A 25,781-nucleotide genomic window follows, 5' to 3' on the forward strand; every position below is an offset into this window, starting at 1 on the left:
AGGGATTCTACTATCCTCCATGCTTCGTCCAATCGCGGCAAGGGCTAGACCGGCGGCATCCGAGCCGAAACTCCTGTTGGTATTTCTCCGGGGTGGGCTCGATTGCGTTGCGGCGATCCCTCCGTTTGGGGATCCTGAATTGCTAACCCTGCGCGAAGCTCAGGCGCTTGTGAATAAGGAGGGGGCGACCGAAACACTCAAGCTGGATGGATTTTTTGAGCTTCATCCAGCACTGGCGCCGCTTCTGCCCTACTTTAATGCCGGGGAGTTGCTGATCATCCCAGGGACGGCCATTGCGGGAGTGGAAAGATCTCATGCGGCCTCGGAATTTGCTTTGTTCGGGAGCGACTTTGATGGCCTCACCAGCTGGCCCAGGCTGGCCTCGCTCGCCTTAGAGACCGAACCATGGCGGATGGGTCCGGCCGACCGATCCATCGATCTCATATCGGATTTGGCGTGGGGCAATCCGCTGCTGGACTTGGCCCTGCTTTCCCCTGAGCAAGCACAGGTGGGCGGATCGAAATGTGTGGAAGACCCGCTCGCGCAGCGAAGCTTATGCCAAGCGGCCAGGTTCACTTGCGCGGCGACCCGTGCGGCACAGGCGCTGGCAACGGAGGGCGGTCCTCGGATCGCAACGCTTGAATTGCCTGGGTTCGATACGCACATAAGCCAGGGCGTGCGTTTGGCGCGAGCATTGAAGGCCCTGGCAGACGGGCTCGTTTCGTTCGCCGAAGCGTCTGGAACGGCCTGGAACAGAACAGTTGTCTTGGTCGTGACTGAGTTCGGCCGTGCAGTGCCATTCAACGCAGACGGCGGAACCGATCACGGGACGGCCAGCGTCACGTTCCTGATGGGCGGTGCCGTTGCCGGCGGCCGAGTCGGCAATCAGTGGCCTGGGCTGGCACCCAGCCAACTTCGCGGCGGAGCCGATCTTGCCGTTACGACTGATCTGCGAGCAATAATCAAGGCCGTGTTAAGTGAGCATCTTCGCCTTCCCGACCGGACTGTTGCTAGGGTATTTCCGAGCGCTGCTGAGCTGCCAGCGTCGATTGGTTTGTTTCGGGATGCAGGTTGATTGACGTTAATCGGGCCGTCTTACGGCGAGAAGCCACGCTCTGCACAAATCGCTGAACCTTGGTACATCGTTCCGCTACGTCACTATGCACCGAGCAAGCCATGCAGACTACATCAGCGCCATTACCTCCACTATTACGACCTCTGTTGGATAATTCATCCTAAACTCCATTAGCACTTCAAAATCGCTGACGCCGATCTAGTGCCGATCTAGTTCAGTTTCGGCTCGCCAGCCGAGTGCTTCGGCTTTGGCAAAAGCCTGTTTGTTGGCCTGGTAGAGATCGTTTGCGTAGGCGATCTTGTCGGCGGGAATGTCGCCCTGCTCCGGCCCACCTCACACCACCTTTCATCGACGGTATGTCCGCTTTCTTCTTGAAAGTCCCCGACAGCGGACCGTCGGCAATCGGCCCCAAACAGGACCTTCGTAGTATGGGGTCGTGCGCTTGGAACCGGATGGGCAGGGGCTTTGATGCGGGGCAAGCCATTGTAGGCTGACGTCCTGGCAAACCAGTCCGTTTTGTCTCTGAGCCCCGATACCACAATTGCCTCCCTCCTTCATTTCACAGAGCGCACCAACGACCTCTCGAACGGGCTGATCTGGCCGATGGGCGGCTGAAGCCTCGACCGCCTATGCCGCAATGGCGCGGCGCGCGTTTCTTCCCCTGGGCAAAGCCCATTCCTCGCGAAACCAAGAAACGCGCGCCTGCGCCATCCTCCGCTTTGCTGCGGTCGCAAGCGATGCGGCGGCGGTCGCCTTCGGCCTCACGATCGCCATCGAGGTCGCATGGTGCGGGCTCGGAAACGAGAAAACGGAGACTGAAAATGGCTACCATCGGCACTTTCAAGAAGACCAATGCGAACGAGTTCACCGGCGAGATCGTCACCCTCAGCGTCCAGGCCAAGGGCGTGCGCATCGTCCCCGACACCCGGGCCAGCGGCGAGAACGCTCCAAGCCACCGCGTGGTGGTCGGCAAGGCCGAAATCGGCGCCGCCTGGTCCAAGCGCTCCAACGAGGGCCGCGATTATCTCGGCCTCAAGCTGGACGATCCGAGCTTTACCGCTCCGATCTACGCCAACCTCTTCGCCGACGAGGAAGGCGAGGGCCACAGCCTCATCTGGTCGCGCCCCAGCCGCCGCAACGGCGAGTGAAAAGGCAGACGCCTCGCCCGGTACCGGGCGAGGCGTCTTCTGCCGGTGACCGGGGAAGCTTTCCGCGCCGCGCCCTGCCATCACCGGGCTTCCTGTCATCAGATGCGTTGCTTGATGCGCGATGGCGTGAAGATGGTCGAGCGCGGCTCTCGCAATTGCTGCGCGCGCCGGCGCCACTGCCTGAAGGCCTCTTGGCGGTGCGAAATAGCGGCCCTCAATTGCGCACCTGATCACCGTCCCCGCGCTCCTCCATCCTGGCCATCGATCGCCGTTCAATCGCGACGGCCGCAAGGAGACATCCCATGAATGCCGACGCCGCGCCATTGCCGCCGCGCTACCTGCGCACTTCGGAAGCTGCGCATTTCCTCAGTCTTTCGGCGCGAACGCTGGAAAAACACCGCACATACGGCACCGGGCCTGCCTATCGCAAACTCGGCGGCCGCGTCGTCTACGCCGTCGACGACCTCCAGGCCTGGGTCCAGCGCGGCGCCATGACGTCGACATCCGATCCGCATGGGTCGGTGCTGCCCGCCAAGCCTCAAGCCGCCCGCCTGATCGCCTATGCCGGGCGCGAAAGGCGCTGACCCGGCTGATCTCCCCTATGTCTGGACGCACACAGCAACCGTCGGAACGCGGACAGCTTGATCTGTTCCACGCGCTGCCCGGTGTTGTCGCGCCACGCGATGCGCAGGATCTCATGGCCTATCCCTTCTTCTCCCTCGCCAAATCCAGGCGCATCGCGCCGATCGACTTTCGCGCCGGCGATGTGGCGATCCGTGTCGAAGCGATGCCCGACTACGGCATGGCGACGATCTGGGATGCCGATATCCTGATCTGGGCCGCGAGCCAGATCGTCAGCGCGCGGGATGCCGGATTGCGCACGTCGCGCCTGATGGCCGCGACGCCATACGAAATGCTTACCTTCGTCGGCCGCGGTGTCTCGAAGCGAGACTATTTGCGCCTCAAGGCGGCGCTCGACCGCCTGCAGTCGACAAGCGTCGTCACCTCCATTCGCCAGCCCGCCGAAGGCCGGCGCCATCGCTTCTCGTGGATCAACGAATGGCAGGAGCGCTTCGATCGAAACGGCCGCCCCCTCGGCGTCGAGTTGATTTTGCCGGATTGGTTCTATCGCGCCGTTATGGACGATGCACTCATTCTGACGATTGATCGTGCCTATTTCGGACTGACCGGCGGGCTGGATCGGTGGCTCTATCGGCTGGTGCGCAAGCATGGCGGACGCCAGCGCACCGGCTGGTGTTTCGACATCCGGCACCTGCATCAGAAGTCCGGCAGCCTCTCGCCGCTCAAGCGCTTCGCCTTCGAGCTGCGTGACATCGTGCGCCGCCAACCTTTGCCGGGATATCTGCTGTTCACGGAGGTCGAAGCCAGCGGCCGTGTGCTGTTGGCCTTCGAACCGGCGCCCGCGCCGGTTGACAGGATCGTGCCATCGGGAACCCGAACTATCGTGCCATCGGGAACCGCATCCTCGTGCTTTCGGGAACCACGATCGCCCTTAAGGGACGGGCCGGCAACGGAAAATCCCGCTCTTAACTTAGAGTCTAACTCTCAATCTAACAGTCTTGCGCGCAAGCCGCGGCCTGCCGGTGGCGAGCAGAAGCGGCGGTGCGTTGGCCGGCGCGAGGGAGACGACACATGACGTCGTCTACCCAATCGACGCCGCGCGGCAACCTCACGACGGTCGAGCTGATCTGGATCGAGAAGCGTATTGAGCATCGTATCCGCTTCGGACGTCCTGCCGATCAGACGATCATCGACAAGCGGCGCCGAGTCGTCGGATTTGCGCCTGGCAGTGTTTTTGCGTTCGTGCGCTGGGCGGCGAATGACTTTGGCACTGTCGTTTCGCGCATCGACATCGTGCGCGCGGCCTTGCCCGCTGAACCTTATCAGACGCTGCCTCACATCCGGCCAGGCGGCGAGATCCTGCTCAGGATCGCAGGCTGGGACAAGGTTGAGCGCGTTCTCCAACGGGTCGATGCGATCGAGGCGATGGGTCTCGATCCGGCCGAGGCCGCACCGGACTATTGGCGTCAGACCCACAACCGTCTGATTGCCGGCGCAACGCCTCGTGCCTATTCGCTCGAGCAGCACCGGGCCTTTCTGTTGCGCAAGCGGGTGACCTCATGAGCCGCGCCGCTTGCATGGCCGCATCGCTTGCGGCCGTCGTCGCGACGGTCGCTCCGGCTGTCTTGGAGATGCCGCCGCTGCTGCTGTGGAATGCATCGGCGAGCGCGCCCCTTGGGCTTTATGCGATCAGGAAAATGGCCGTACCAACGGCTGGCGCGCTCGCTGTCATCGAACCGCCAGACAAGGTCGCCCAGTTCGCTGCCAAGCGTGGCTACCTTCCCCCCGGCGTGCCGATGCTGAAACACATCGAGGGTCTTCCTGGGAGCCAAGTCTGCCGCCTAAGTGGCGTCATCACTGTCGACGGGCGCGCGGTCGGTACCGCCCTGGAGCGCGACCGCAAGGGACGCGCCCTGCCTGTCTGGCAGGGCTGCCGCGTCATCGCCGCCGCCGAAATCTTCGTCATGAATCGGAAGGTCGGGGACAGTCTCGACGGCCGCTATTTCGGCCCGTTCCCGGCGAGCTCGATCGTCGGAGCCGCGCTCCCGCTTTGGACCGACGAGAGTGGCGATGGCCACTACACCTGGTTCGCTCCGGTGAACTGAAATTCAGTCCAGCCAACAAGAGAAGGAGATAATCCATGGCCGAGATCGGCGTCTTCCACAAAACAGAATCGGGTTACTCCGGACGCATTCGAACGCTGCTCGTGGATGCCGAGCTGGTGCTCGTGCCGACCAAAATAGCTGACGGCAAAGCGCCTGATTTTCGTATCCACATCGGCGACGGCAGCGGCCCCGAGGTCGGCGCGGCCTGGAAGGAAACCGGACAGACGGCTGGCGACTATCTGTCGTGCCGTTTGGAAGATCCGCTGTTTGGCCGGCGGTTTCGCGCCGGTCTGTTCCAATCCGACAACGGCTCCTGGTCGCTGCGCTGGATCCGGCCGAAATCGCGGCCGGATCGTGCTCGATGAGTGGGCCATCGGCGCCGAACTGTGCGAACGGAAGCCGCTCCGCCAGTCGCTTGCCTAGTCGGCGAGAAGCACTTTGCCTTATCGCTGGCATGCTGATGGTCTGTCACGCAATGACGGGGGCCTTCGCACAATCCGCGCCGGCCTCACGCAAATCCGGGGACGATCCTTACGCCGCGCCTATCGCCGAGGCGTCGCATCGCTTCCGCGTTCCCGAGCGCTGGATACGGGCAATCATGCACCTCGAAAGCGCCCGCGACCCGCGCGCCATGTCACGAAAGGGGGCCCTGGGCTTGATGCAGATCATGCCCGCAACCTTTGCCGAGCTGCGCCTTCGTCACCAGCTCGGCCGCGATCCCTATGATCCACACGACAACATCCTTGCAGGCACCGCCTATCTTCGCGAGTTGTATGATCGATACGGTTCACCGGGCTTTCTGGCCGCCTACAATGCGGGGCCAGGGCGTTACGAAGCCTCCTTGAAGGGCCGTCCGTTGCCGGCCGAGACCCGGGCCTATGTTGCGATGCTCCGCCCTTTCTGGGGCGGCGGTGATGCACCCGGCGCGCTCACCGGCGGCCCTGCCAAGGTCGTCAGCTGGAAGATCGCGCCGCTGTTCATCGTGCCGTCCGGGTCCATGGCCGCGACCAGTCTTTCGTCCGGCGAAGACCCTTCCGTCGAGCTCTCGTCGCCACCGTTCGTGCGCGAACTTTTCGTGGCCGGTTTGCATCCGCGCCAGCTGTTCACACGGTCCGACGTCCGGACATCGCGGCGATGACGAAGTGTCCTTCAGGTCGCCCCCTGGCGTCTCTTTTGACGTCGCAGCCTGTGAGGCGCGTCGGGCACAGGGCAACAACCGAGGGATGGCAGGATAAAAGGGCGCACATTGCGCGGCGGTCGGGTGGTTGTTCTTGCTTGATTTTCTGGCGCGTTCCGCACATTGCCGGCCATCGGCGCAATGTGTATGAAGCAGCCAAGATATTGTATTTGTTTTTCTTTTTCCACATTGCGGTGCCGCGCCATGGCTGATGAGCGCGACTTTCGCATTCGACCCGGGCGCATCCGCTCCACGCGCGCCCAGCAGGCCCGGCCCTTCATCGCGCAGGTGTTGGCCGCGGCGAAAAAGGCCGGCGGCGGCATTTCGCGCTCGGGCCGGATTGTACAAGCAAACCGCTCGCGATTTGGTCACGGTCAGCGCGCCAGCATCCAGGCCAATCGCCTCATCACCTCGCGGTCGCGCGGCGCCGTCGTCAAGGCGCGAGTCGTCCGTCATTCCGCGCGCGCCGCTCCACTTGGCACCCACCTCAACTATCTGCGCCGCGAGGGTGTCAGCCGGGAGGGGGAGAAGGGGCATCTGTTCGGGCCGGGGACGGAGAATGCCGATGGCGCGGCCTTCGCCGCGCGCGCCAAGGACGATCGTCACCATTTCCGCTTCATCGTCTCGCCGGACGACGCTCTCGAAATGGCGGACCTCAACGCCTTCACCCGCGATCTTGTTGGACAGATGGAGAAGGACCTCGACACGCGGCTCGACTGGGTGGCGGTCGATCACTGGAACACCGAGCATCCCCACATTCACCTGATCGTGCGAGGGGTTCGCGACGATGGCCAGGATCTGGTCATCGCGCGCGACTACATCAAGGAAGGCATGCGCGACCGGGCTCGCGATCTGGTTACCCAGGAACTGGGTCCGCGCACCGATCTCGATATCCGCCACCGGCTCGAAAGCCAGATCCAGTCCGAGCGGTGGACGCAACTCGATCGGCAGTTGCTTCGCGACAGCCGTGACAGCGGGTTTATTGATCTCGCGCCATCTCCCCAAAAGCAACCGGACGAGTATCACGCTCTGAAAATCGGCCGCCTGCGCAAGCTCGAGACCCTTGGTGTTGCCCAACAGGCCGGGCCTGGCCAATGGGCAATCGACGAACGAGCCGAGGCAACACTGCGCGAGCTTGGCGAGCGCGGCGACATCATCAAGCGCATCCACTGCGCGATGAGTGCGGCTGGCATCGAGCGTGGCTCAGCCAATTATGTGCTGGCCGCGGAGAGCCTGGAGACGCCGGTTATCGGCCGGCTGGTCGATCGTGGGCTCGATGACGAACTGATCGGCACGGCCTATGCCGTGGTCGACGGTGTCGACGGACGCACCCATCACATCAAGCTCTCCGATCTGGAGGCGGCTGGCGACGGCGCACCGGGATCGATCGTCGAGCTGCGAAAATTCGATGATGCGCGCGGTCAACGCCGGGCCGCACTCGCCGTGCGCTCCGACCTTGCTGTGGATCAGCAGATTTCGGCATCGGGTGCGACCTGGCTCGACCGTCAGGCGATCGCGCGCGAACCGGCTGCCCTGGCCGGGGCCGGCTTCGGCGCCGAGGTTCGCGACGCCCTCGACCAGCGCGCCGAACATCTTGTCAAACAGGGGCTCGCGGAGCGTCAAGGCAGACGCATCATCTTCACCCGAAGCTTGCTCGATACACTGCGGCGGGCGGAACTGGGGACGCTTGGCGACAGGTTCGCGGCCGACACTGGTCAGCCCTTCAAGCGCGCCGCCAGCGGAGACTTTGTTGCCGGCGCCTATCGCCAGCGCTTGTCACTCGCCTCCGGCCGTTTCGCCATGATCGACGACGGGCTCGGCTTCCAGCTCGTCCCCTGGACGCCCTCACTCGAAAAGCATCTTGGCCAGCACGTCTCCGGTGTCGTGCGCGGCGATGGCGGCATCGACTGGAGTTTTGGCCGCAAGAAGGGGCTCGGCCTCTGAAAGCCAGATGAAAGGAGCACGCCATGTCCGCCACGAAAATCTTGTGGGGTCAGATACTCACGGTCTTCCTGATCGTCCTCTTGACGACCTGGGCGGCAACGCAGTGGACCGCATGGCAACTCGGTTTCCAGATGGGGCTCGGTCCAGCCTGGTTCGAGATTGCTGGGCTGCCCGTCTACTATCCGCCCGCTCTGTTCTGGTGGTGGTATTTCTACGACGCCTACGCCCCGTCTATCTTCGTGAAAGGCGGCTTGATCTCAGTGTCCGGTGGCTTCCTCTCGATCATTGTTGCGATCGGCATGTCGGTGTGGCGGGCGCGCGAAGCCAAGACTGTCCAGACCTACGGGTCGGCGCGCTGGGCCGAAAAGCGAGAGGTGGAGGCAGCGGGCCTGATCGACAACGATGGTGTTGTGCTCGGGCGTTATGATCGCCATTATCTGCGTCACGATGGGCCTGAGCACGTGTTGTGCTTCGCCCCGACCCGGTCCGGCAAAGGCGTCGGCCTGGTGGTGCCTTCGCTTCTGACCTGGCCGGGCTCGGCGATCGTCCACGACATCAAGGGCGAGAACTGGCAGCTCACCGCTGGCTTTCGCGCTCTGCACGGTCGCGTGCTGCTTTTCGATCCGACCAATTCGAGATCGTCAGCCTACAATCCGCTTCTGGAAGTCCGCCGTGGAGAATGGGAGGTCCGCGACGTCCAGAACATCGCCGACATTCTCGTCGATCCGGAAGGGAGCCTGGAAAAGAGGAACCATTGGGAAAAGACCAGTCACGCGCTGCTGGTCGGCGCGATCCTCCACGTTCTCTACGCCGAGCAAGACAAGACGCTCGCCGGCGTCGCCGCCTTCCTCTCCGATCCGAAGCGCCCGATTGAATCGACGCTTGCCGCGATGATGAAGACCGCGCATCTCGGTGATGCCGGCCCGCATCCGGTTATCGCCAGTGCGGCGCGCGAGCTGCTCAACAAATCCGACAATGAACGCTCGGGCGTGCTGTCCACCGCGATGTCCTTTCTCGGTCTCTACCGCGATCCGGTCGTCGCCGGGGTGACACGGCGCTGCGACTGGCGAATTTCCGACATCGTCGGGGGCAAGCAACCGGCAACGCTCTATCTCGTCGTGCCGCCTTCGGACATCAACCGGACCAAACCGCTTATCCGCCTTATCCTCAATCAAATCGGTCGCCGCCTCACCGAGGACCTGCATATCAAGACATCCCGCCACCGGTTGCTTCTGATGTTGGACGAATTCCCGGCGCTGGGCCGCCTCGATTTCTTCGAGAGCGCGTTGGCTTTCATGGCGGGCTATGGCCTGAAAAGCTTTCTCATCGCGCAGTCGCTCAACCAGATCGAGAAGGCCTACGGTCCCAACAACTCGGTCCTCGACAATTGTCATGTCCGCGTCAGCTTCGCCACAAACGACGAGAGGACTGCCAAGCGGGTCTCGGACGCACTCGGCACGGCAACCGAAATGCGGGCGATGAAAAACTATGCCGGTCACCGGCTTTCGCCCTGGCTTGGGCACCTCATGGTGTCGAGGCAAGAGACTGCGCGGCAGTTGCTCACTCCTGGCGAGATCATGCAGCTTCCGCCAACCGACGAGATCGTCATGGTGGCAGGCGCGCCGCCGATCAGGGCCAAGAAGGCCCGGTATTACGAAGACGCCAGTTTTAAGGAGCGCCTGTTGCCGCCACCCGAACTGGCTCGGTCCGGAGAGGCCAGCCTTGACGATTGGAGTCAGTTGCCGATCCTGGCTCACTCTGAGGCGACGCAAGCCTCCTGCATGCTGCAGCAGGACGATGGCGATCCAACGGGATCGGAGCGCCGCCTGCAGGCAGAACTCAATCGGGCGCAGGCGGTCGAGAAGGCGGCGCCCATTGAGAATGAATTCGAGATGGAACCGGACGACGATGCCGACGACGATGATGCCGTCCGTAACCGACGCCTGGCGCGCCTCATGCAGGGCGTTGCGCGGCAGGTTTCCCTCGACCCCGATGACGGCATGGAGTTGTAGGCGCCATGATAGCTCGCAAAAAGAAGGCGCAGATTTCCGTTTATCTCGATCAGACCATCATGACGATGCTTGGCGATTATGCGGTACGGCGCGGTCAACCCCAATCCATGATTGCGGAAGCAGCCCTGGCTTCCTTCCTGTCGCCGGATGCGGATGAACGTCGCGAGGCCGCTATCGCCAAACGCCTCGACCAGGTCGATCGCCGCCTGGCCAGGCAGGAGCGCGATATCGGCATTGCGGTCGAGACACTGGCGGTGTTCGTCCGTTTCTGGCTCGCGACAACGCCGGCGTTGCCCGAGCCCGCCGCCCAGGCCGCGCGCGCCAAGGCGGCCGAACGCTATGATGCCTTCGTGACAGCCCTGGGCAGGCGCCTGGCGAAGGGGCCGAAACTGCGACAGGAGATTTCCGAGGATATCAATCCGATGGACAACAGCGAAAACCCACCCTGACGGTTTGCAGGGACAATAAGCTGCTAGCTTGAGCCTGATGGCCATGTTCATCATGATGATGGGTATACTCGCCCCCGCTGGTGGCCACGCGACGACAGTGTTGTTGCACCGATGACGACGATGAGGATCAGCAGCGGCAACAGGATGAGCGAGCAAGCCCCTGCAGCCGGTTCGTCGCACCTCGATCAATCGATGGCATCGGCCTTGTTGCCGGCGAGGAGGGCCGCCCGCTTGACGATGGCCGACTTGACCGCGTCGACAAGCTGTTCAGGAAAGCCGCGGGGCAGCGACCTGATCACCTTGTCGGCCTGCTTCTCCACGTTTTCAGCAATGTCATCGAAAATTCTACGCATGGCAGGGGTGCCCACACCGGCAATGTCAGCGGTCTGCAGGAAGTGGCGTGGCATGATGTCAGGTACCGAATAGTGCCTGTTCTTGCCGACGGACATTGCCAATTTGAATTTTTTGCGCGGGATCTGTCCGGCATCAAGGCTGGGCTGCGCGGTCAGCACATCGTAAAGCGGCGTCATGCGGAATCGTCCGCCTGGGCTGAGGAAAATACTGAAATTCTTGGCGTGGCCGTCGGTCGCGCCAATCAGCCAGAACAAGATGCAGGTGCGCAAGAAGGTGGCGATGTCTTCATCTGGCGTATCGCTACCCTTCAAAAGCTCGACAATCTCCCGCATCCCGGGACCCCCATCGGACTGGTACTTTCGCGTCGGCGGCACTGACAGCGCTTGACATATATCCTCCTGCGGCAGGCGCAGGAGGCGGCCGTCGCGGGCCCACAGCCGGTCGAAGCGTTCTACGATCAGCGTACGGCGCTCGCCGAAGTCAGCGATCTGCGCCTGAGCGGCGGGAACACCAAACGCTTGCAGCAGCTTAAGGCACAGATACTCGTTCTCGACGCTGTTGGAGAGATCGATGCCGTTCGGCAGCCGGCCGATCTGCGGCTTCAGGATGTGGGTGGTCGCCGCCGTGCCGATCGGCTTGAACCAGCCTCCGTCCTTGCGCAGCAGCGCGGTCTTTTCCTGCGCGCCGGCTATCGAGATGCGAAAGTCCTCATCCTCGCCCAGGCCTAGCGGAGCGGCAGCAAGGTTCTCGATTATTCTGGCGACGTCCTCGTTGCTGACCGGCTTGCCTTCGACACCGCCGGGAGGGCCTGGATCCATGCCATCAGGCAGGAATTGCAACGCACCGACGCAGTCGTGGCCGAGCGCAGCCAGCATGCTGTAGGCGTCCGTGCCGTCGGCGCCGACGCGTTCGGCAACACGCCTGCGTATGGCGTCATTGTCCGGAAGCAGGTTATCGAAGACGTTGGTCACTGGGGTGCCGATATAGCGATCTTCCCGCAAGGGGAGGGAGAGTGAGATCGGGAAGGTGCCGCGCCAATCCAGCCATTCGCGAGCGTATTGGAAGTCGATGGCGCCCGTCGATTCCCTGCGCAGGACGCCCACCAGGCGCCCGTTCAGGAACACGTTCAGGGGGATGTGAGCCGGACGCCGGGCCATCAGAACAGGTCTTCGATATCAGCAGAGCTGCCTTTGCTGCGCGCGCGCACGACGAGTTCAAGGTCGAGGGCGGAGAGGGCGGCCATCAAGGTGCGGAGTTGCATCGCGGGCTCGCCGGCCTCGAGGCGGGAGACCGTACCCTGGCGCAGGTGGATCTGGTTGCTGAGCGAGCCTTGCGTGAGGCCGGCGTTCTTGCGGGCGCGGCGCAGAATGGCACCGAGTTGTTTTTCGTTGCGAGCGATCTGGTCTGTCATGATGGGTCTCCACGCCGCAATATACGCGATCGCGTATTACTCGTCAATATACGAAGTTGCGTATAAAATGGATATATACGCGATCACGTATATAAGGAAGATATACGCGATCGCGTATGATGCCAGCGCGTGAGCTGGCAGCGGCGGTCTTGACGCCCCAGCTGAAACGAGCGGGACGAGACACTCTTGATATTTTGTTGAAGCACATCTCGCCGCTCAGTTGGGAACACATCAACTGGCATCTACACCTGGGATGCGGAACTTCAGATGCGGACGGCTACGACGAGACGCGTCCTGAAAACCATGTATTCCTCGCTCACTCGCGATTCATTGCCCTCGGCGAGGATCAAGCGAGACGAGCGTCTGCCCGAGCGGCTGCGCCTCAAGTTACTTTCTCGAGGTCCGGCGTGGGGAATGGGAGGTCCGCGACGTACAAAACATCGCTGACATCCTGGTCGATCCCGAAGGCTCGCTTGAAAGACGCAACCCGATCGAATTGACCATGGCGGCCACGATGACGACGCCGCATCTGGGGGAGGGCGGTCCGCACTCGGTCATCGCCAGCTCGGGCCGCCCGCGCTAGCGCGGCGCCGCCCGCGCTGTTGATGCCAGCTGGGTTCTGTTGCTGATGGCGTTCAGTTGGCGGCTCCGCACAACTGCGACGTCGTCAATCCTGGCGGCACGTTCTCAGTCGGGCCAAATCCGTACTTCGCCATGATAGTGGCGATCGTGCCATTCGACATGACCTTCGCCAGACCCTGATTGTAGAGATCGCGCAGATCGCCATCGTCCTTCCTGAACGCGATCGCGATGTAGCTGATCGACTTCTCGTCCGTCGTAAACGGGCTGGCGCGCTCCAGATCGGGGCTCCTGTTGCCGGCCAGCAACCCGATCACCGTCGGGGAAGAGAACAGAGCCGCGTCGATGCGGCCGGCGCGCAGTGCCGCGATGTTGGTCTCGATGTCGGGGAACTGCAGGATGCGGTCTTCCGGCACGCCCTCGTTGATGGCGTTCTTGATGACATTGCTGCCGCGGCCGCCGCCCATGATCGCGTCGGATTTCTTGGCAAGATCCGCATAGCTATGGATCGCCTTGGGGTTGCCGGCGAGCACGACCGCCGCGTCGTCGGACCTCAGGTCGGGACCGCCGAAGGCGACTTGCTGACATCGCTCCGGCGTTATCGACAGGCCGGATGCAACGGCATCGAAACGGCCGGCCATCAGGCCAGGGATCAAGGCGCCGAACTCGGTGACCTCGAAGTCGACCTGCTTGACGCCGAGATCGGCAAAGGCAGCCCTGAGAAGATCCGGATGCCAGCCGAGCAGTTCGCCGGTTCCCTCCTTCTTGTAGCCCCATGGCGAGCGGTTGTGGATGCCTATGACGATGCGCCCTTCCTTCAAGACGCGTTCTTTCGTGGTCTCTGCCGTTGCCGGCAGCACAGATCCAACAAGCACGGCATAGGCGATGCAGGCCAGGCCAATCGCAGCCGATCGGGCTCGAAATTTCATCGGGGGTCCTCCCATGAGTTTGAGTTGCGCGAAGGCGTCCCGCCTCAGCCGCTCAACGCTACGGTTGGATGCGGTGCTTCGTCAATGTATATATACAAAATATATACGAAATAATGCGGATGAAGTGGTGAGTGGATCAGGCCTGCCCGTCGAGGAGATACATGCCCTACGTGATTGCAATCGGGTGACGCGGTCCCCCCAACCTCGCTTCCGCCACTGACGCTTGAACCGATGCCGAACAACCGGTCGCCTAGACGGGCAAGACTTCCGAGCGCTTGACCTGGCCAAGCGCGAAACTGCTTTCGATCGAAGCGATGTTGTCCAGCCGCGTCAGCTTGTCCTTGATGAACCGCTCATAGGCCTCGAGGTCACGCACCACGATGCGCATCAGGTAATCGCGCTGGCCTGTCATCAGATAGCAGTCGACCACCTCCGGCCAGCGCAGCACCGCCCGGGAGAAGCGGTCGAGATCGTCCTCGCGTTGCCGTTCAAGCTTGATCGACGCGAAAGCGCTGATCGGCAGGCCAAGCTTCTTCTGGTCGAGGACCACGGTGTAACCTTTGATGACGCCGGCGCTCTCCAGAAGCCTGACGCGCCGAGCGCATGGTGAGGGCGAAAGACCGACGGCTTCAGCGAGGTCGTTCGTCGTCGCCTTTGCGTTCTTCTGCAGCGCGGCGATGATTTTAAGGTCGATTGCATCGAGCGTCGGATTTGGCACGTTTCCCTCGCCTGGGCACCATTATTGGCTGAATCAGCCAATATCATTGATATGCTTGCTTAAGAATAGCCACTTTTGGGAGACCTTGGCCGCTATCGTTGAGCCGCGATTTCACGGGAGCCGACGATGACGATCCTTTCCGAGCTTGAACGCAAGGTTCTGTGGCTGGCTATTTGGATGATCCATCATGCCAATCATGTTCGCAGGTCACAGGACGGCCTCAAGGTCGGCGGCCATCAGGCGTCGTCGGCGTCCGCCTCGACCTTGATGACGGCACTCTATTTCCAGATCCTGAGGCCCGAAGACCGCGTTGCCGTCAAGCCGCATGCGAGCCCCGTTTTCCATGCCATCCAGTATCTGTTCGGCAGGCAGACGCTCGAGCAGCTGCAGAATTTTCGCGGCTATCGCGGCGCGCAGTCCTACCCGTCTCGAACCAAGGATATCGATGATGTCGATTTCTCGACCGGGTCGGTTGGACTGGGCGTGGCGCAAACCCTGTTCTCCTCCCTGGTCCAGGATTATGTCGGGGCGAAAGGCTGGAAAGCGGACCAGCCGGAAGGCCGGATGGTCGCCCTTCTCGGCGACGCTGAGATGGATGAAGGCAATATCTTCGAGGCTCTTCTCGAAGGCTGGAAACACGGCCTGCGTAACACCTGGTGGGTCGTCGACTACAACAGGCAGAGCCTTGACGCGGTGGTGCGCGAAGGCCTGTGGCAGCGCTTCGAGTCCATCTTTCGCAACTTCGGCTGGGATGTGGTGATCCTGAAACATGGGACATTGCAACAGGCCGCCTTCGAGGAAAAGGGCGGCGAAAAGCTGCGGTCCTGGATCGATGCATGCCCCAATCAGCTCTATTCCGCGCTGACCTTCCAGGGCGGCGCTGCATGGCGCAGGCGCCTTCTGGACGACCTCGGTGATCAGGGGCCGGTCACCCGCCTGATCGAGAAGCGCAGCGACCAAGACCTTGCCGCCTTGATGGCAAATCTCGGCGGCCATGATCTGGCGAGCATCATCGATGCCTTCGAGGAAGCGCGCGGGCATGATCGTCCGACCTGCTTCATCGCCTATACGATCAAGGGCTTCGGCCTGCCGCTCGCCGGCCACAAAGACAACCACGCCGGATTGATGACGCCGGCGCAAGTCGACACGCTGCGGCAAGGCATGGGTGTCCGCGAGGGGCGTGAATGGGACACGTTCGAGGGCCTTGCATATGATGAGGCCACGATCCGCTCCTATCTGGCGTCGTCGCCTTTCGCGCAGGCAGCTACCCGCCGCCACAAAGCCCCAGCCGTACCCGTGCCGGCACAGATCACCTGGGGCGCACAGGCCTCCATGTCGACACAGCAGGGTTTCGGCCTTTTGATGCACGAGATCGCCAAGTCGGACAGTGATTTTGCAAAGCGTGTCGTCACCACGTCTCCGGACGTTACTGTCTCGACGAATCTTGGCGCCTGGGTGAACAGGCGGGGTCTGTTCGCGCGCGGCGACCAGGCGGACATTTTTCGTGAAGAGCGCATTCCCTCGACCTTCAACTGGACGTTTTCGCCGTCGGGACAGCATTTCGAACTGGGCATCTCGGAGATGAACCTCTTCACGATGCTGTCGGCGCTGGGCTTGTCGCACTCGCTTCACGGCGAGCGCCTGCTTCCGGTCGGAACGCTTTACGACCCGTTTATCGAGCGTGGCCTCGATGCGCTCAACTATGCCTGTTATCAGGACGCTCGCTTTATCCTGGCGGCGACGCCTTCCGGCGTGACGCTGGCGCCCGAGGGCGGAGCGCATCAGTCGATCGCCACGCCGCTGATCGGCATGTCGCAGGACGGCCTGGCGGCATTCGAGCCGGCCTATGTCGACGAGCTGGCAGTCATCCTGCGTTGGGCATTCGACTACATGCAGCGCTCGGGCGAGGCCGCGCCCGATGACCATAGCTGGCTGCGTGATCAGACGGGAGGTTCGGTCTACCTCAGGCTTTCGACGCGACCGATCGAACAGCCGACACGCCAGACCGGGGATCCGCTGGCGCGCGACATCGTCGATGGCGCCTACTGGTTGCGCAAACCCGGGCCGAATGCCGCTGTGGTGATCGCCTATTCGGGAGCTGTCGCGCCGGAGGCGGTCCAGGCATTGGGGCTGATGGCCGGTGACCGGCGCGATGTCGGGCTTCTTGCGGTGACCTCGGCCGATCGGCTGAACGCCGGCTGGTCGGCCGCGGCGCGGGCGCGCCAGTATGGCCATCCGCGCGCCACCAGTCATGTCGAGCGCCTGTTGGCCGGTCTCCCGGCCTCATGCGCCATCGTGACGGTGTTGGACGGGCATCGCGCAACGCTCGCCTGGCTGGGGTCGGTCCACGGCCATCGCACGTGCGCGCTCGGCGTCGAGCATTTCGGCCAGACCGGTACGATCGCGGATCTCTATCGGCATTACGGCATCGATGCGCACGGCATCATGGCCGCGGTGCAATCGGTGTCGGCCGGCCGGCCGCTGAGGCACCTTGGCTCCGCCGCCTGACGATCCCCCAGCACCGCCTGGCGGCCGGCTTGCTGGATAGGGGCCGTCAATACCGGAATTCCTTGAGGGCGGCTGGCAATGGTCGGTGCCATCTTCCCGCGTGGCTAAAAAGCTCGGGGGGGAAATGAAAATGGCCGAGGCCGGCGATCTCATGGGCAGTGAAGCGCTGCGGTCGCCGGTTGGAACGGCGGTGGCGATTGCGCATCACGGCGAACTCATCCAGGGCGTCTTCAAGGATAATGACGGGCGCCTTCATCGCGGGCTCGTGACGCTGCCGATTGCCGGCTTGAGGTCGGAGGCGCGCTTTACCAGGAGCGACGACGATGCGGTCATTGTCCACCCCGATCACAAGGTCAAGGCGTCGGCCGCCGCGCGGCTCACGCTCGATTTCTTGAACGTCACCGGCGGCGGCCAGCTGACGCTTCAAAGCGCAATTCCCGTGGGGCACGGCTACGGCTCATCGACGGCTGACGTTGTCGCTTCCATTCGCGCTGTCGCCGCGGCCGTTGACGTCCAGTTGCGGCCGTCAAGTATTGGGCGTCTGGCCGTGGCTGCCGAGCGCGCCAGCGACGCGATCGCGTTCGACGATCACGCAGTGCTTTTCGCGCAACGCGAAGGCACGGTGATCGAGAATTTCGCAGGCTCCCTGCCGCCGCTGCTTCTGGTCGGGTTCAAGGCAAATGGCGGGGTTCCGGTCGACACATTGCAGCTGCCGCCCGCACGCTACGATAGTGCCGAAATCCAGGAATTCGGCGTGCTTAGGGCGCTGGTGGCGCGGGCGGTTCGCCTCCAGGATCCCTATCTTCTTGGACGCGCCGCCTCGGCCAGCGCCCTGATCAGTCAACGGCACTTGCCGAAACAGGGCTTCGGCGAGATCGCCGAAATCGCCCGGCGAGCCGGGGCTTGCGGGGTGCAAGTCGCCCATAGCGGTTCGTTGTTCGGCCTGATTTTCGATCTTTTCGCATCGAATCTGAAGCGACGGGCGGCCCTGGTCGCGCAGCAGATAAGACGTGCCGGCTTCAAGGATGTCGAGGTCCATCTGGTCAATGCGGAGGGCTGGACATGGTGACCCTCGACGTGGACTATTTCAGGGACCTGGAGACCCCGCGCCTTGCGCGCCTGGCGCCAAATCTCGTGGCCGCGGCGTTTCCGCTGATGAAGCTGATGCCGGCCCGCTACATTCTGGATCGCGCAGCGTCGGATGGCGAACTGAAGGCAGGCTCCCACATTGTCGAGACGACGTCGGGCACGTTCGGCATGGCGGTCGCGCTGCTGGCGGCGGCGCGTGACTATCGCCTGACGCTCGTCACCGCTTCAACGCTGATCGATGCCAAATACAAAGCCCGCCTGGAGCGCATCGGCGCCACGGTCATCGCCCTCGACGATCCGCGCGGCGACGGCAATCAGCCTGGCCGGCTGGAGCGCCTCCAGGAAATCCTGGCCAACGAGCCGGACGGCTTCTGGACCCGCCAATACGATAGTCCGGGCAACTGGCTTGCCTATGCGCGGCTGGCCGAACTTTTCATCCGGGCAATGGGCAAGGTTGACTGCCTCGTCGGCTGCGTCGGTACGGGCGGCTCGCTATGCGGCACCGCGTCCTTTTTGCGAACGGTCTTTCCGCATCTGACGGTGTTTGCCGTCGATACCCATTGCAGCATCCTGTTCGGACAGCCCGTCGGCAAACGCATGCTGCGGGGCCTGGGCAACAGCGTGCTTCCTAAAAATGTCAGGCATGAGCTTGTCGACGAGATCCATTGGGTTGGCGCCTATCCGGCTTACATGACCGCGCATCGTTTGCTGCGCGAGCACGGCCTCTTCATGGGGCCGACCAGCGGCGCCGCCGCGTTGGTGGCGCAATGGGTTGCAACGACCCTTCCGGATGCGCAAGTGACGGTCATCATGCCTGACGAAGGCCATCGCCATGCCGAGACTGTCTACAATGACGAATGGCTCAGCGCGCTGCCTGGCTGGCCCTGCAAGGAACTGTCCGAGCCAAGGACGCTGACCACCATCGCACCGGCCGCAGAAACGCAATGGACGCGCTTTCTTTGGCTGCGTCGCAGTCTCGACGATGTGCTGAACACGTGCGAAGCAAGCGAAGTGCCACCGGTTGCCGGTGCGGCGGAAAATCTATGAAACGAGATCCAGCCCGTTTTTGTCGAGCCAGCGCCAGGCATCGTCCGTCGTCTGGAAGACCTGATCGTGTTCGTTCGATCCCGCGGACCGATCGAGGTCCTTGAGACCGCTGGCTGTCACGACGGCCACGACACGGTCCGTGGCTGCGATGACACCTTGGGCCTTCAATGTCGATATCGCCATCAGTGGCGTGACCGACGCCAGCTCGGCAAAGATCCCTTCGTCCCGCGCAAGGCGCTCCTGCATCGCGATCAGGCCGTGATTGCTGACGGGGACGGCGTGCCCGCCGGATTCGCGCAGGGCCTTCAGCGCCTGAAAGGTGCTGCGCGGCGTGCCGATCGATACGGCAAGGCTGTCGAACAGCATCTTGCGTTCACTCAACGCATCGGCGCCGCTGGCCAGAGCGTCCGTCAGCGACCCATGCACCTCCGCTGCGACGAGACGAGGCAGGCGCGTGATCGACCCTTGCGCAAACAGCTCGCAAAAGCCGGCCCACACACCGGACAACGCATCTCCATAGCAGACCGGCAGGACGCACCAGTCTGGCGCCGTGCCATCTGATTGCTCGACGATCTCATAGGCGATCGTCTTATAGCCTTCGATGCCGAGTGGATGGCTGCCGACGACCGGACCGTGATAGGGCGATGCGATGAACCAGTCGTAACGGGCCGCTGCCTGTTCAAGCAGCGACCATCGGTCCATTTTGCTGACCAAGGGCAGGACCGTTGCGCCATATTTGCGGATCTGCGCCAGCATCGCGCCGGCCGATCCCGCAAAAGTGGTGACGATGCATTTCAACCCCGCGCGGGCAGCGTAGGCCGCCAGCGAAGCGCCGGCGTTTCCCGATGAGGCGGTGGCGACAATTCTCGCGCCGCGCGCGCGCGCCACGCTGACCGCGATGGTCGAGAAGCGGTCCTTGTGCGACCAGGTCGGGTTCCGGCCTTCGTCCTTGATTGCAAGATCCGGCACGCCGAGAAACGCACCGATGCGCGGCGCGGCCAGCAACGGTGTCAGCCCCTCGCCGAGGCTCACCGCTTCCGCTTCTGTACAAGGCAGCATATGCGCAAAACGCCACAGCGAGCGCGAACTGGTGGCGCCGGCCAAGAGGGGAGACCGCGGGTCCGCATAGACCGGGCGAAGATTTGCCGGCGCGGTGTCTTGGCACCGCGCGCATCCTTTGGAGTCGATTGTGACATCGGCGGGGTAGGAAGCGCCGCATCGGATGCAGACGAGTTCCAGGAGCTGGCTTGTGTCCATACCGGGACGGCTAATCTCGCCTGAGGAATGCGCCGACACGTCGTGCGCGAGGTCGCGAAACGGCCGGCTCGTCATGGCTATTCCTTGTCCGGGAAACGATGAATTCGCTTGTTGGTTCAAACAGCCAACAGCACAGCTGTCAATGCGGAATGTGCACTATAGTGTGTCGCACCATAGTGCGCGTCGTAGCATCCGTTGTTCGATGAAACTTCGCGGCGTTTTTGGCCTGAACGTGCAGCGGCTTCGCAGAGAAAGAAAACTCTCGCAGGAGCAGTTGTCTTTCGTTTCGGGCCGTACGCGCGCCTATATCAGCAGCGTCGAGGCCGGGCGGCGCAACGCCACGCTGGATACAGTCGAGATTTTAGCCAAGGCGTTGAATGTCGAGCCACAAGAGTTGGTTTCAGCAAGCGCGGCAAATAAGCGAGCTATTCGGGTGACGAAACCGGCCGCTTCAAAGTCGACCGATTGAAGCCAGACTTCCACAATGCACTGCTGGCTTGATTTTCACTTATCTCGTCTTTGTGATACGTGATTGACTCCTGTAGTGTACATTCGATGCATGTCCCATTGAAGGCGGTGTCTAGACAGCCATAGGTTGTTCCGCGGGGTAGGGCCTGACTGTGGTTGAGGTCTTCCAATGGAGAACGAAACTGTTGTCGACCTTTTTGCGGCGATCACAAGGATCGATACTGCGCGGTCGGCCGATGCAATCCTTCAGGAGTTCCGCTTCGCCATGGAGCGCTATGGATTGCGTAATTTTCTGATCACCGGACTGCCTGTGCCGCACGGAACGGACTGGCAGCGTGAAATTCTTGCCGATGGCTGGTCTCCTGAATGGCATCGTCGCTACGTCACCGAGGAATATTTTTTGTACGATCCTTGTGTCGCCCAGTGTCGGCACTCGCCCCAGCCTTTCCGCTGGGCCGAGCTGCCGACCGCAAGGCTGGTTCCACGCGCGAAGCTCGTCATGGACGAGGCGGCCGAGTTCGGGATGAAAGAAGGCATCTGCGTCCCAATTCATCTTCCATTGGCCGGGCCAGGCGTCGTCACGATGGCGAGTGACCGGATCGAAGTTCCGGCAAGCGCCATGCCTCTTATCGAGACGCTTTGCGCGCATACCTTTCGAAGCCTCTCAGGGCTGGGAACACCCGGTGATGGCGATGAGCCCACGCCCTTGACGGCGCGTGAACGCGAACTCCTGGAGTGGAGCGCGCAAGGCAAATCCACCGATGACATCGCTTGTATCCTCGGTGTTACCAGGAACACGGTTGAAAGCCATCAGCGCAACATTCGAGCAAAGCTCGACGCGATCAATGTCGCGCACGCCATCGTCAAGGCGCTGCGACGGCAGGAAATCCAGATTTAGCAATACCTGAATACCGTCATACGTACGGCAAGTCCGTTTTCCTACGACCCTCCGCCTGGAGGCGTCATGGTTCGTATACATCTGGTCACTTGGGATAATAGGAAGCACTACAGGAAAGTTCTGGAGCGCTACTTTCGGATACGGTACGAGATTTACGTCAAGCACAGGCGTTGGCGCGACGTCGCACGGCCGATCAACATCGAGATCGACGCCTTCGACAACGAGCATACGCGTTATGTTCTGGCGCTTGATACCAATGGCAGGATCGTAGGCGGCTCCCGCCTCGTGCCGACGCTGGAGCCGCATCTCATGAGCGAAGTGTTCCCGGGCCTTGCCGGCGGCAGGCCTCCGAGAGCGGCGGAAATCTTCGAATGGACGCGTTTCTTCGTCGTTCCATCGCTTCGCACGCAAGGCGCCCCGTCGCCGATCGCTGGCTTGGTTCTTTGCGGTCTGCTCGAGACTGCGCAAAGCCTGGGGATTCGACAGATCAGCGTGGTGTGCGAGACATTCTGGCCAAAACGGCTGCGCGCGCTTGGCTGGACGCTGATCGAGCTCGGCGAAGTTCTTGAACATCCCGACGGCGACATCATCGCCCTGCTGATCGATGTCACGCCAGAGGCTGTTGAACAGACGCGCCGCGCCTACGGCATCAGCGGCGTCCTACTTGCCGACAAGATCTAGCCCATCGCCAGCTGAAGTTCGCCAGCCGGAGACCGCCAATCGATCGCGAATTGTAGAACTATTCGGCGACCATTTTGGGCCGAGAGCGGAACGGCAGCTGAGGGCTGCATATGTTCAAGAGCGGACATTCAGGTCGCGCGGGCATCGTCGGCCGTCGAGCGCGTTTTCAGCAGCCCATTTCCGCAGCCTATTAATGTGCAACTTGGGAAGCTGCCGACATCAATTCCTCGGGATTCGGCGCTCTGAAGGTGTTGATGCCATCCTCCAGAACTTCAGTGAAGTTCCAGCGTATAATGCCCGCCCGGTCGATTAGGAACTGACCGACAAGCTGCCCCGAGCCGGAAGCCATCGCCTGCTGATCGGCTTCCGTCATCTCATATCCTTCCTTCTTGTTAAGAAACTCGTCCATTGCCATGACGTCCATAGGCTTGGGCAACTCGCCCGGGAGATGGATCCGTATCGCCATGACCGTGTCCATCCCGACCTCGCGCAAGCCGAAAGCACGGTGCGAGGCCCGCTCCGGGTCGGATGCGGCAAGAAGATCGGGTGCCGGGTGGTAACGGAAATAGAGCCGCGCCCGCTCGACCGGCGTATTGACCACCGCCAGGCATTCGACGCCTTTCTCACGCAGGGCCGGCTTGAGTTGCGCCATCGCCGCGACATGGCGCCGGCAGAACGGACAGTGCAGGCCTCGGAACAAGCCGATCAACAACGGGCTACGGCCTTGAAAATCATCGAGCGCGATCTTGCCTTCGCGTGAGATCGCATTGAGCACAACATTCGGTGCCCGGTCGCCCGGCTGCAGCGGGCGGTCAACACTATTCGTGGACATGGACAACCTCCTCGCCTCGGGTCAGTCAGGCAAAGCTGCACACCCAGCGTTTCGGAGGCAATCAAGTGCTGGGGACGAAAGCTTCCTGTGCCAAGGCAATAGCGTTCGACCTCTGCCATATTGCCGACGTCGAGATTACGCGTTGCAAGCCCATCATAACACGAAAAAGCATCTGCGGGGGCCGCCAAATGTGGTGAATGACCACGCGAGCGCACTCCCGAATGCTCTTGCGCTGAAGGTCAGGTTCCCGACCTCGATTTGGAGGTGCAAGTCTGCAATGCCCAAGGTCGTCAACGGGTCGGTTCCGGACGATAAGCGAAGGTCCGCTCCTGAAAAGCGTCGGAAATGTCTGGAAATGGCGCAATAAGATGTCCAAGGTGGTCGCCGGCAACGTCCGCTATCGGGCAAAGGCGAAGATCACCTCAGCCGACATGCGGCGCGAAGCTGCCGTTCAAGATCAGGAGCGCGTCGGCTATGCCTGGTTACGGAGATTCTTCCCTGAGAGTCGAGATCCGTCCTGACTTCGAGGATGGCAAGCTGCCGATTTTTCTTCTCGATGCTGCTGCTTGCTCTCCTTGAACCTGTCGCCTCGTCGACGCTGCCGTGCCGCTGTCGCGTGCCGGCTAATCAAATGCCCGGGCCCCAATGCAGCCCGAGTGGCTAGGGAAGCTAACCTGGCTCGGCGACAGCGGATTGGTCAGAAGCCTCTCCCGCACCTCGACAAGAACGCCCTTTCCTCGACCGTGGACTGGCGCCCGAGGACATCGTTCCGATGTGGAAAGCGACCGAAGCGCGCAATAATATCGCGATGCTTCCGGATTTGGTCGACAGTCGGCTGCCAGAGGAGCCGAGATTCGACGGACGCCGCCACCAGCCTGCCTTCGGCTAGGCCCAGGATGTAGTTCTGGTCGTTTAGGTCCTCGTGGTGCACGAAAGGAAGGCCCAGTGTGAATTGCTCGAGAGTCGTATAAGTCTCCCATCCATCCGCAACTTTTGTCCTCTCGAGATCTCGAGCGAGCGGATCGTAGGCATATGCCTCGGCACTGGCGCGGTGGATATTGCGTGGAAACTGGTCGAAAAGAACGACCAGCGCTATCGCTTCCTGACGGCTCAGTTGCTCCGGGTCCCACGTTTGTCCAGCGGCTGCAGCGATCAAGTGACCGAACCTTCGACGTATGACTTTGTCGGTCTCGTCGGATTGTTCCATCCAGAACCGGACGCGCTCGCCTGCCGTGGCCTCAGTGCAGGGCTGTCCTCCGAACCAGAACTGGTAGATGTGGCTGAGATCCGCTTTGTCCATCCGATGAACTCCTCTCGATTGATGCGGGTTGGAAGATCCAGTGCGCCACCACCAGCGCGCCCGTTGCCAAGTTGAAGAGGATCGCCAGCAGCAAGCATGACGATGGGGCCATGGCTGCCCCGTGCTGGGCTTCTATTGTCCTTCTTTGCAGCGCACTCTGGTCACGGAGCAGTGCAAGTTCGGCGAAGGGGGCACGCCAAACGTAGGGAAACATCGGGGCCTCCTCCTTTATTTATCGATGATCATGGGAGATTGGCCTGAGGGCGTGGATCGAGTATCGAAGAGGATCCGAAATACTTCCGAAAAGTGAGCCAGCAAGGTCGACCGGCGACATGCACCCGCGCTTGAATATTGGCGATCTGGAATTTGATCCGGCGACGGAATCGGTCCGCCGTAACGGCCAAACATGGTCGCTCGGTTCTCGAGGCTCCCGTCTCCTTGCAGCCCTGCTGAGCCGCCGCGGCGACATTCTCACCAAATCGGAGCTGATGGATGCTGCATGGGAAGGGCGAGCCGTAGAGGAGAGCAACCTTTCGGTACAGGTTGCCTCGCTAAGGAAGATTCTCGGCAAGGGCTCTCACGGCGACGTCATCGTAACGGTGCCCCGCATCGGATATCGCCTTGCATCGCCCGACGTCTCTGGCCGTCCTGCCTCGCCGCTCAGCGAGAGGCCGTCGGTGGCGGTTCTTCCCTTCTTCAATCTGAGCGAAGACCAGGAGCAAGCCTACTTCGCCGACGGCCTGGCGGAAGAAATCATCGGTGTCTTGGGCAAGGTTCCGGGACTGTCGGTCATCGCTCGCAACTCGAGCTTTGCTTATCGCGACCGGAACATTGACGTGAGAAAAGTCGGCGCCGATCTCGAGGTCCGGTTCGTGCTGACCGGAAGCGTGCAGCGTTCCGGCCAGAGGCTGCGCATGTATGTAGAGCTGGCCGACGCCGCAAATGGCTCGCAGGTCTGGTCGACGCGGTTCGATCGCGATCTTACCGACATTTTCGCGATCCAGGATCAGGTTGCTCGCGAGGTCGCGGACGCGCTTCGCCTTTCGATATCTCCGCGCACCACTCTAGTTGTGAGCTTTCGGGAGGTTGTCCATTCGGACCGGACCGAGGAGACTGGAGTTACCACGCTTCAGCATCCATCGGAGGGTCCGAATGAACATCCACAAGAATGCCCGTCTAACGCCGCTGCGTCGAGAGGAGATGGCACTGTCGGTGATA

General features: G+C 62.0%; 25 protein-coding genes and 3 pseudogenes. 21 read left to right on the top strand and 7 right to left on the bottom strand.

All coding sequences use genetic code 11. The features are described from left to right. Positions 1 to 139: 139 nt before the first annotated feature. From AC04SG_RS25460 to AC04SG_RS25510, 11 genes are all read left to right on the top strand, one after another. Positions 140 to 1,075 carry a DUF1501 domain-containing protein gene (locus AC04SG_RS25460; protein ID WP_488553287.1) on the top strand — a complete coding sequence of 312 codons (936 nt, stop codon included), beginning with the start codon at positions 140 to 142 and terminating at the stop codon, positions 1,073 to 1,075. A gap of 821 nt (positions 1,076 to 1,896) precedes the next feature. Continuing rightward, positions 1,897 to 2,223, top strand: coding sequence for a DUF736 domain-containing protein (locus tag AC04SG_RS25465; protein WP_027047842.1), 327 nt, complete (start codon positions 1,897 to 1,899; stop codon positions 2,221 to 2,223). Between the two features lie 302 nt (positions 2,224 to 2,525). Continuing rightward, positions 2,526 to 2,807: a helix-turn-helix transcriptional regulator gene (locus tag AC04SG_RS25470; RefSeq protein ID WP_027042654.1), complete on the top strand. Its 282-nt coding sequence runs from the start codon at positions 2,526 to 2,528 to the stop codon at positions 2,805 to 2,807. A gap of 17 nt (positions 2,808 to 2,824) precedes the next feature. Further along, positions 2,825 to 3,880 (top strand): replication initiator protein A, encoded by a 1,056-nt coding sequence (locus tag AC04SG_RS25475; protein WP_488553288.1) that lies wholly within the window; start codon positions 2,825 to 2,827, stop codon positions 3,878 to 3,880. Further along, complete coding sequence (locus tag AC04SG_RS25480) at positions 3,877 to 4,368, top strand: DUF2840 domain-containing protein (protein ID WP_488553289.1); 492 nt, start codon at positions 3,877 to 3,879, stop codon at positions 4,366 to 4,368. Before AC04SG_RS25475 ends, AC04SG_RS25480 begins: the two co-directional genes overlap by 4 nt. Beyond that, entirely contained in the window at positions 4,365 to 4,910 is a 546-nt protein-coding gene (locus AC04SG_RS25485; protein WP_488553290.1) for a S26 family signal peptidase, read from the top strand. The genes AC04SG_RS25480 and AC04SG_RS25485 overlap by 4 nt, the downstream gene beginning before the upstream one ends. Before the next feature lie 35 nt (positions 4,911 to 4,945). Beyond that, complete coding sequence (locus AC04SG_RS25490) at positions 4,946 to 5,275, top strand: DUF736 domain-containing protein (protein ID WP_488553291.1); 330 nt, start codon at positions 4,946 to 4,948, stop codon at positions 5,273 to 5,275. A 110-nt stretch (positions 5,276 to 5,385) separates the two neighbouring features. Beyond that, positions 5,386 to 6,048, top strand: a complete 663-nt coding sequence (locus AC04SG_RS25495; RefSeq protein WP_488553292.1) for a lytic transglycosylase domain-containing protein — start codon at positions 5,386 to 5,388, stop codon at positions 6,046 to 6,048. Between the two features lie 243 nt (positions 6,049 to 6,291). Further along, on the top strand, positions 6,292 to 8,031 hold the full coding sequence (locus AC04SG_RS25500; RefSeq protein WP_488553293.1) for a relaxase/mobilization nuclease domain-containing protein: 1,740 nt from the start codon (positions 6,292 to 6,294) through the stop codon (positions 8,029 to 8,031). 23 nt (positions 8,032 to 8,054) lie between these two features. Then, positions 8,055 to 10,043: a conjugal transfer protein TraG gene (locus tag AC04SG_RS25505; RefSeq protein ID WP_488553294.1), complete on the top strand. Its 1,989-nt coding sequence runs from the start codon at positions 8,055 to 8,057 to the stop codon at positions 10,041 to 10,043. 5 nt (positions 10,044 to 10,048) lie between these two features. Next, on the top strand, positions 10,049 to 10,492 hold the full coding sequence (locus AC04SG_RS25510) for a CopG family transcriptional regulator (RefSeq protein WP_488553295.1): 444 nt from the start codon (positions 10,049 to 10,051) through the stop codon (positions 10,490 to 10,492). 185 nt (positions 10,493 to 10,677) lie between these two features. Here the strand turns inward: AC04SG_RS25510 and AC04SG_RS25515 are convergent, their stop codons facing one another. Next, positions 10,678 to 12,003, bottom strand: a complete 1,326-nt coding sequence (locus AC04SG_RS25515; RefSeq protein WP_488553296.1) for a type II toxin-antitoxin system HipA family toxin — start codon at positions 12,001 to 12,003, stop codon at positions 10,678 to 10,680. Continuing rightward, positions 12,003 to 12,257, bottom strand: a complete 255-nt coding sequence (locus AC04SG_RS25520; RefSeq protein WP_284276439.1) for a helix-turn-helix domain-containing protein — start codon at positions 12,255 to 12,257, stop codon at positions 12,003 to 12,005. The genes AC04SG_RS25515 and AC04SG_RS25520 overlap by 1 nt, the downstream gene beginning before the upstream one ends. Before the next feature lie 367 nt (positions 12,258 to 12,624). On the opposite strand from AC04SG_RS25520, the pseudogene AC04SG_RS25525 reads away from it, so the two are divergent. Further along, positions 12,625 to 12,831 (top strand): annotated as a pseudogene (locus AC04SG_RS25525) (conjugal transfer protein TraG); the annotation flags it as partial. Between the two features lie 61 nt (positions 12,832 to 12,892). Here the strand turns inward: AC04SG_RS25525 and ehuB are convergent. Both ehuB and AC04SG_RS25535 read right to left on the bottom strand, forming a co-directional pair. Then, positions 12,893 to 13,765, bottom strand: a complete 873-nt coding sequence (ehuB, locus tag AC04SG_RS25530; protein ID WP_488553297.1) for an ectoine/hydroxyectoine ABC transporter substrate-binding protein EhuB — start codon at positions 13,763 to 13,765, stop codon at positions 12,893 to 12,895. A gap of 250 nt (positions 13,766 to 14,015) precedes the next feature. Then, positions 14,016 to 14,483 carry an Lrp/AsnC family transcriptional regulator gene (locus tag AC04SG_RS25535; protein ID WP_488553298.1) on the bottom strand — a complete coding sequence of 156 codons (468 nt, stop codon included), beginning with the start codon at positions 14,481 to 14,483 and terminating at the stop codon, positions 14,016 to 14,018. 126 nt (positions 14,484 to 14,609) lie between these two features. On the opposite strand from AC04SG_RS25535, the gene AC04SG_RS25540 reads away from it, so the two are divergent. The 3 genes from AC04SG_RS25540 to AC04SG_RS25550 all read left to right on the top strand — a co-directional run bounded on the left by AC04SG_RS25540 (position 14,610) and on the right by AC04SG_RS25550 (position 19,127). Then, positions 14,610 to 16,991 carry a transketolase gene (locus tag AC04SG_RS25540; RefSeq protein WP_488553299.1) on the top strand — a complete coding sequence of 794 codons (2,382 nt, stop codon included), beginning with the start codon at positions 14,610 to 14,612 and terminating at the stop codon, positions 16,989 to 16,991. 130 nt (positions 16,992 to 17,121) lie between these two features. After that, positions 17,122 to 18,060, top strand: a complete 939-nt coding sequence (locus tag AC04SG_RS25545) for a GHMP family kinase ATP-binding protein (RefSeq protein ID WP_488553300.1) — start codon at positions 17,122 to 17,124, stop codon at positions 18,058 to 18,060. Then, the gene (locus tag AC04SG_RS25550) at positions 18,054 to 19,127 is read left to right on the top strand and encodes a PLP-dependent cysteine synthase family protein (protein ID WP_488553301.1); all 1,074 of its coding nucleotides are present in this window, start codon (positions 18,054 to 18,056) and stop codon (positions 19,125 to 19,127) included. Before AC04SG_RS25545 ends, AC04SG_RS25550 begins: the two co-directional genes overlap by 7 nt. Here AC04SG_RS25550 and AC04SG_RS25555 read toward each other — a convergent pair. Further along, on the bottom strand, positions 19,122 to 20,459 hold the full coding sequence (locus AC04SG_RS25555) for a threonine synthase (protein ID WP_488553302.1): 1,338 nt from the start codon (positions 20,457 to 20,459) through the stop codon (positions 19,122 to 19,124). The genes AC04SG_RS25550 and AC04SG_RS25555 overlap by 6 nt on opposite strands. 127 nt (positions 20,460 to 20,586) lie before the next feature. On the opposite strand from AC04SG_RS25555, the gene AC04SG_RS25560 reads away from it, so the two are divergent. The 3 genes from AC04SG_RS25560 (at position 20,587) to AC04SG_RS25570 (ending at position 22,431) form a co-directional block, all read left to right on the top strand. Next, complete coding sequence (locus tag AC04SG_RS25560) at positions 20,587 to 20,853, top strand: helix-turn-helix domain-containing protein (protein WP_477345231.1); 267 nt, start codon at positions 20,587 to 20,589, stop codon at positions 20,851 to 20,853. A gap of 168 nt (positions 20,854 to 21,021) precedes the next feature. Further along, positions 21,022 to 21,750, top strand: coding sequence for a LuxR family transcriptional regulator (locus tag AC04SG_RS25565; RefSeq protein WP_488553303.1), 729 nt, complete (start codon positions 21,022 to 21,024; stop codon positions 21,748 to 21,750). A gap of 66 nt (positions 21,751 to 21,816) precedes the next feature. Continuing rightward, positions 21,817 to 22,431 carry an acyl-homoserine-lactone synthase gene (locus tag AC04SG_RS25570; RefSeq protein ID WP_488553304.1) on the top strand — a complete coding sequence of 205 codons (615 nt, stop codon included), beginning with the start codon at positions 21,817 to 21,819 and terminating at the stop codon, positions 22,429 to 22,431. 190 nt (positions 22,432 to 22,621) lie between these two features. Here the strand turns inward: AC04SG_RS25570 and AC04SG_RS25575 are convergent, their stop codons facing one another. Then, the gene (locus AC04SG_RS25575) at positions 22,622 to 23,263 is read right to left on the bottom strand and encodes a peroxiredoxin-like family protein (RefSeq protein WP_436261908.1); all 642 of its coding nucleotides are present in this window, start codon (positions 23,261 to 23,263) and stop codon (positions 22,622 to 22,624) included. Between the two features lie 368 nt (positions 23,264 to 23,631). Between AC04SG_RS25575 and AC04SG_RS25580 the strand changes: the two genes are divergently transcribed. Further along, positions 23,632 to 23,784: a hypothetical protein gene (locus AC04SG_RS25580; RefSeq protein ID WP_488553305.1), complete on the top strand. Its 153-nt coding sequence runs from the start codon at positions 23,632 to 23,634 to the stop codon at positions 23,782 to 23,784. 176 nt (positions 23,785 to 23,960) lie between these two features. Here the strand turns inward: AC04SG_RS25580 and AC04SG_RS25585 are convergent, their stop codons facing one another. After that, on the bottom strand, positions 23,961 to 24,563 hold the full coding sequence (locus tag AC04SG_RS25585) for a DUF924 family protein (protein WP_488553306.1): 603 nt from the start codon (positions 24,561 to 24,563) through the stop codon (positions 23,961 to 23,963). Between the two features lie 332 nt (positions 24,564 to 24,895). Between AC04SG_RS25585 and AC04SG_RS25590 the strand changes: the two are divergent. Further along, positions 24,896 to 25,516, top strand: a pseudogene (locus AC04SG_RS25590) (winged helix-turn-helix domain-containing protein); the annotation flags it as partial. 199 nt (positions 25,517 to 25,715) lie between these two features. Further along, a pseudogene (locus tag AC04SG_RS25595) lies at positions 25,716 to 25,781 on the top strand (type II toxin-antitoxin system RelE/ParE family toxin); the annotation flags it as partial.

The organism is Mesorhizobium sp. CNPSo 4684 (assembly GCF_057784315.1).

Excerpts from the sequence above, each read along its gene's own strand:
- AC04SG_RS25465 (WP_027047842.1), top strand. The coding sequence starts at position 1,897 with ATGGCTACCATCGGCACTTTCAAGAAGACCAATGCGAACGAGTTCACC.
- AC04SG_RS25470 (WP_027042654.1), top strand. The coding sequence starts at position 2,526 with ATGAATGCCGACGCCGCGCCATTGCCGCCGCGCTACCTGCGCACTTCG.
- AC04SG_RS25475 (WP_488553288.1), top strand. The coding sequence starts at position 2,825 with ATGTCTGGACGCACACAGCAACCGTCGGAACGCGGACAGCTTGATCTG.
- AC04SG_RS25480 (WP_488553289.1), top strand. The coding sequence starts at position 3,877 with ATGACGTCGTCTACCCAATCGACGCCGCGCGGCAACCTCACGACGGTC.
- AC04SG_RS25485 (WP_488553290.1), top strand. The coding sequence starts at position 4,365 with ATGAGCCGCGCCGCTTGCATGGCCGCATCGCTTGCGGCCGTCGTCGCG.
- AC04SG_RS25490 (WP_488553291.1), top strand. The coding sequence starts at position 4,946 with ATGGCCGAGATCGGCGTCTTCCACAAAACAGAATCGGGTTACTCCGGA.
- AC04SG_RS25495 (WP_488553292.1), top strand. The coding sequence starts at position 5,386 with ATGACGGGGGCCTTCGCACAATCCGCGCCGGCCTCACGCAAATCCGGG.
- AC04SG_RS25500 (WP_488553293.1), top strand. The coding sequence starts at position 6,292 with ATGGCTGATGAGCGCGACTTTCGCATTCGACCCGGGCGCATCCGCTCC.
- AC04SG_RS25505 (WP_488553294.1), top strand. The coding sequence starts at position 8,055 with ATGTCCGCCACGAAAATCTTGTGGGGTCAGATACTCACGGTCTTCCTG.
- AC04SG_RS25510 (WP_488553295.1), top strand. The coding sequence starts at position 10,049 with ATGATAGCTCGCAAAAAGAAGGCGCAGATTTCCGTTTATCTCGATCAG.
- AC04SG_RS25515 (WP_488553296.1), bottom strand. The coding sequence starts at position 12,003 with ATGGCCCGGCGTCCGGCTCACATCCCCCTGAACGTGTTCCTGAACGGG.
- AC04SG_RS25520 (WP_284276439.1), bottom strand. The coding sequence starts at position 12,257 with ATGACAGACCAGATCGCTCGCAACGAAAAACAACTCGGTGCCATTCTG.
- ehuB (WP_488553297.1), bottom strand. The coding sequence starts at position 13,765 with ATGAAATTTCGAGCCCGATCGGCTGCGATTGGCCTGGCCTGCATCGCC.
- AC04SG_RS25540 (WP_488553299.1), top strand. The coding sequence starts at position 14,610 with ATGACGATCCTTTCCGAGCTTGAACGCAAGGTTCTGTGGCTGGCTATT.
- AC04SG_RS25545 (WP_488553300.1), top strand. The coding sequence starts at position 17,122 with ATGGCCGAGGCCGGCGATCTCATGGGCAGTGAAGCGCTGCGGTCGCCG.
- AC04SG_RS25550 (WP_488553301.1), top strand. The coding sequence starts at position 18,054 with ATGGTGACCCTCGACGTGGACTATTTCAGGGACCTGGAGACCCCGCGC.
- AC04SG_RS25555 (WP_488553302.1), bottom strand. The coding sequence starts at position 20,459 with ATGACGAGCCGGCCGTTTCGCGACCTCGCGCACGACGTGTCGGCGCAT.
- AC04SG_RS25560 (WP_477345231.1), top strand. The coding sequence starts at position 20,587 with ATGAAACTTCGCGGCGTTTTTGGCCTGAACGTGCAGCGGCTTCGCAGA.
- AC04SG_RS25565 (WP_488553303.1), top strand. The coding sequence starts at position 21,022 with ATGGAGAACGAAACTGTTGTCGACCTTTTTGCGGCGATCACAAGGATC.
- AC04SG_RS25570 (WP_488553304.1), top strand. The coding sequence starts at position 21,817 with ATGGTTCGTATACATCTGGTCACTTGGGATAATAGGAAGCACTACAGG.
- AC04SG_RS25575 (WP_436261908.1), bottom strand. The coding sequence starts at position 23,263 with ATGTCCACGAATAGTGTTGACCGCCCGCTGCAGCCGGGCGACCGGGCA.
- AC04SG_RS25580 (WP_488553305.1), top strand. The coding sequence starts at position 23,632 with ATGTCCAAGGTGGTCGCCGGCAACGTCCGCTATCGGGCAAAGGCGAAG.
- AC04SG_RS25585 (WP_488553306.1), bottom strand. The coding sequence starts at position 24,563 with ATGGACAAAGCGGATCTCAGCCACATCTACCAGTTCTGGTTCGGAGGA.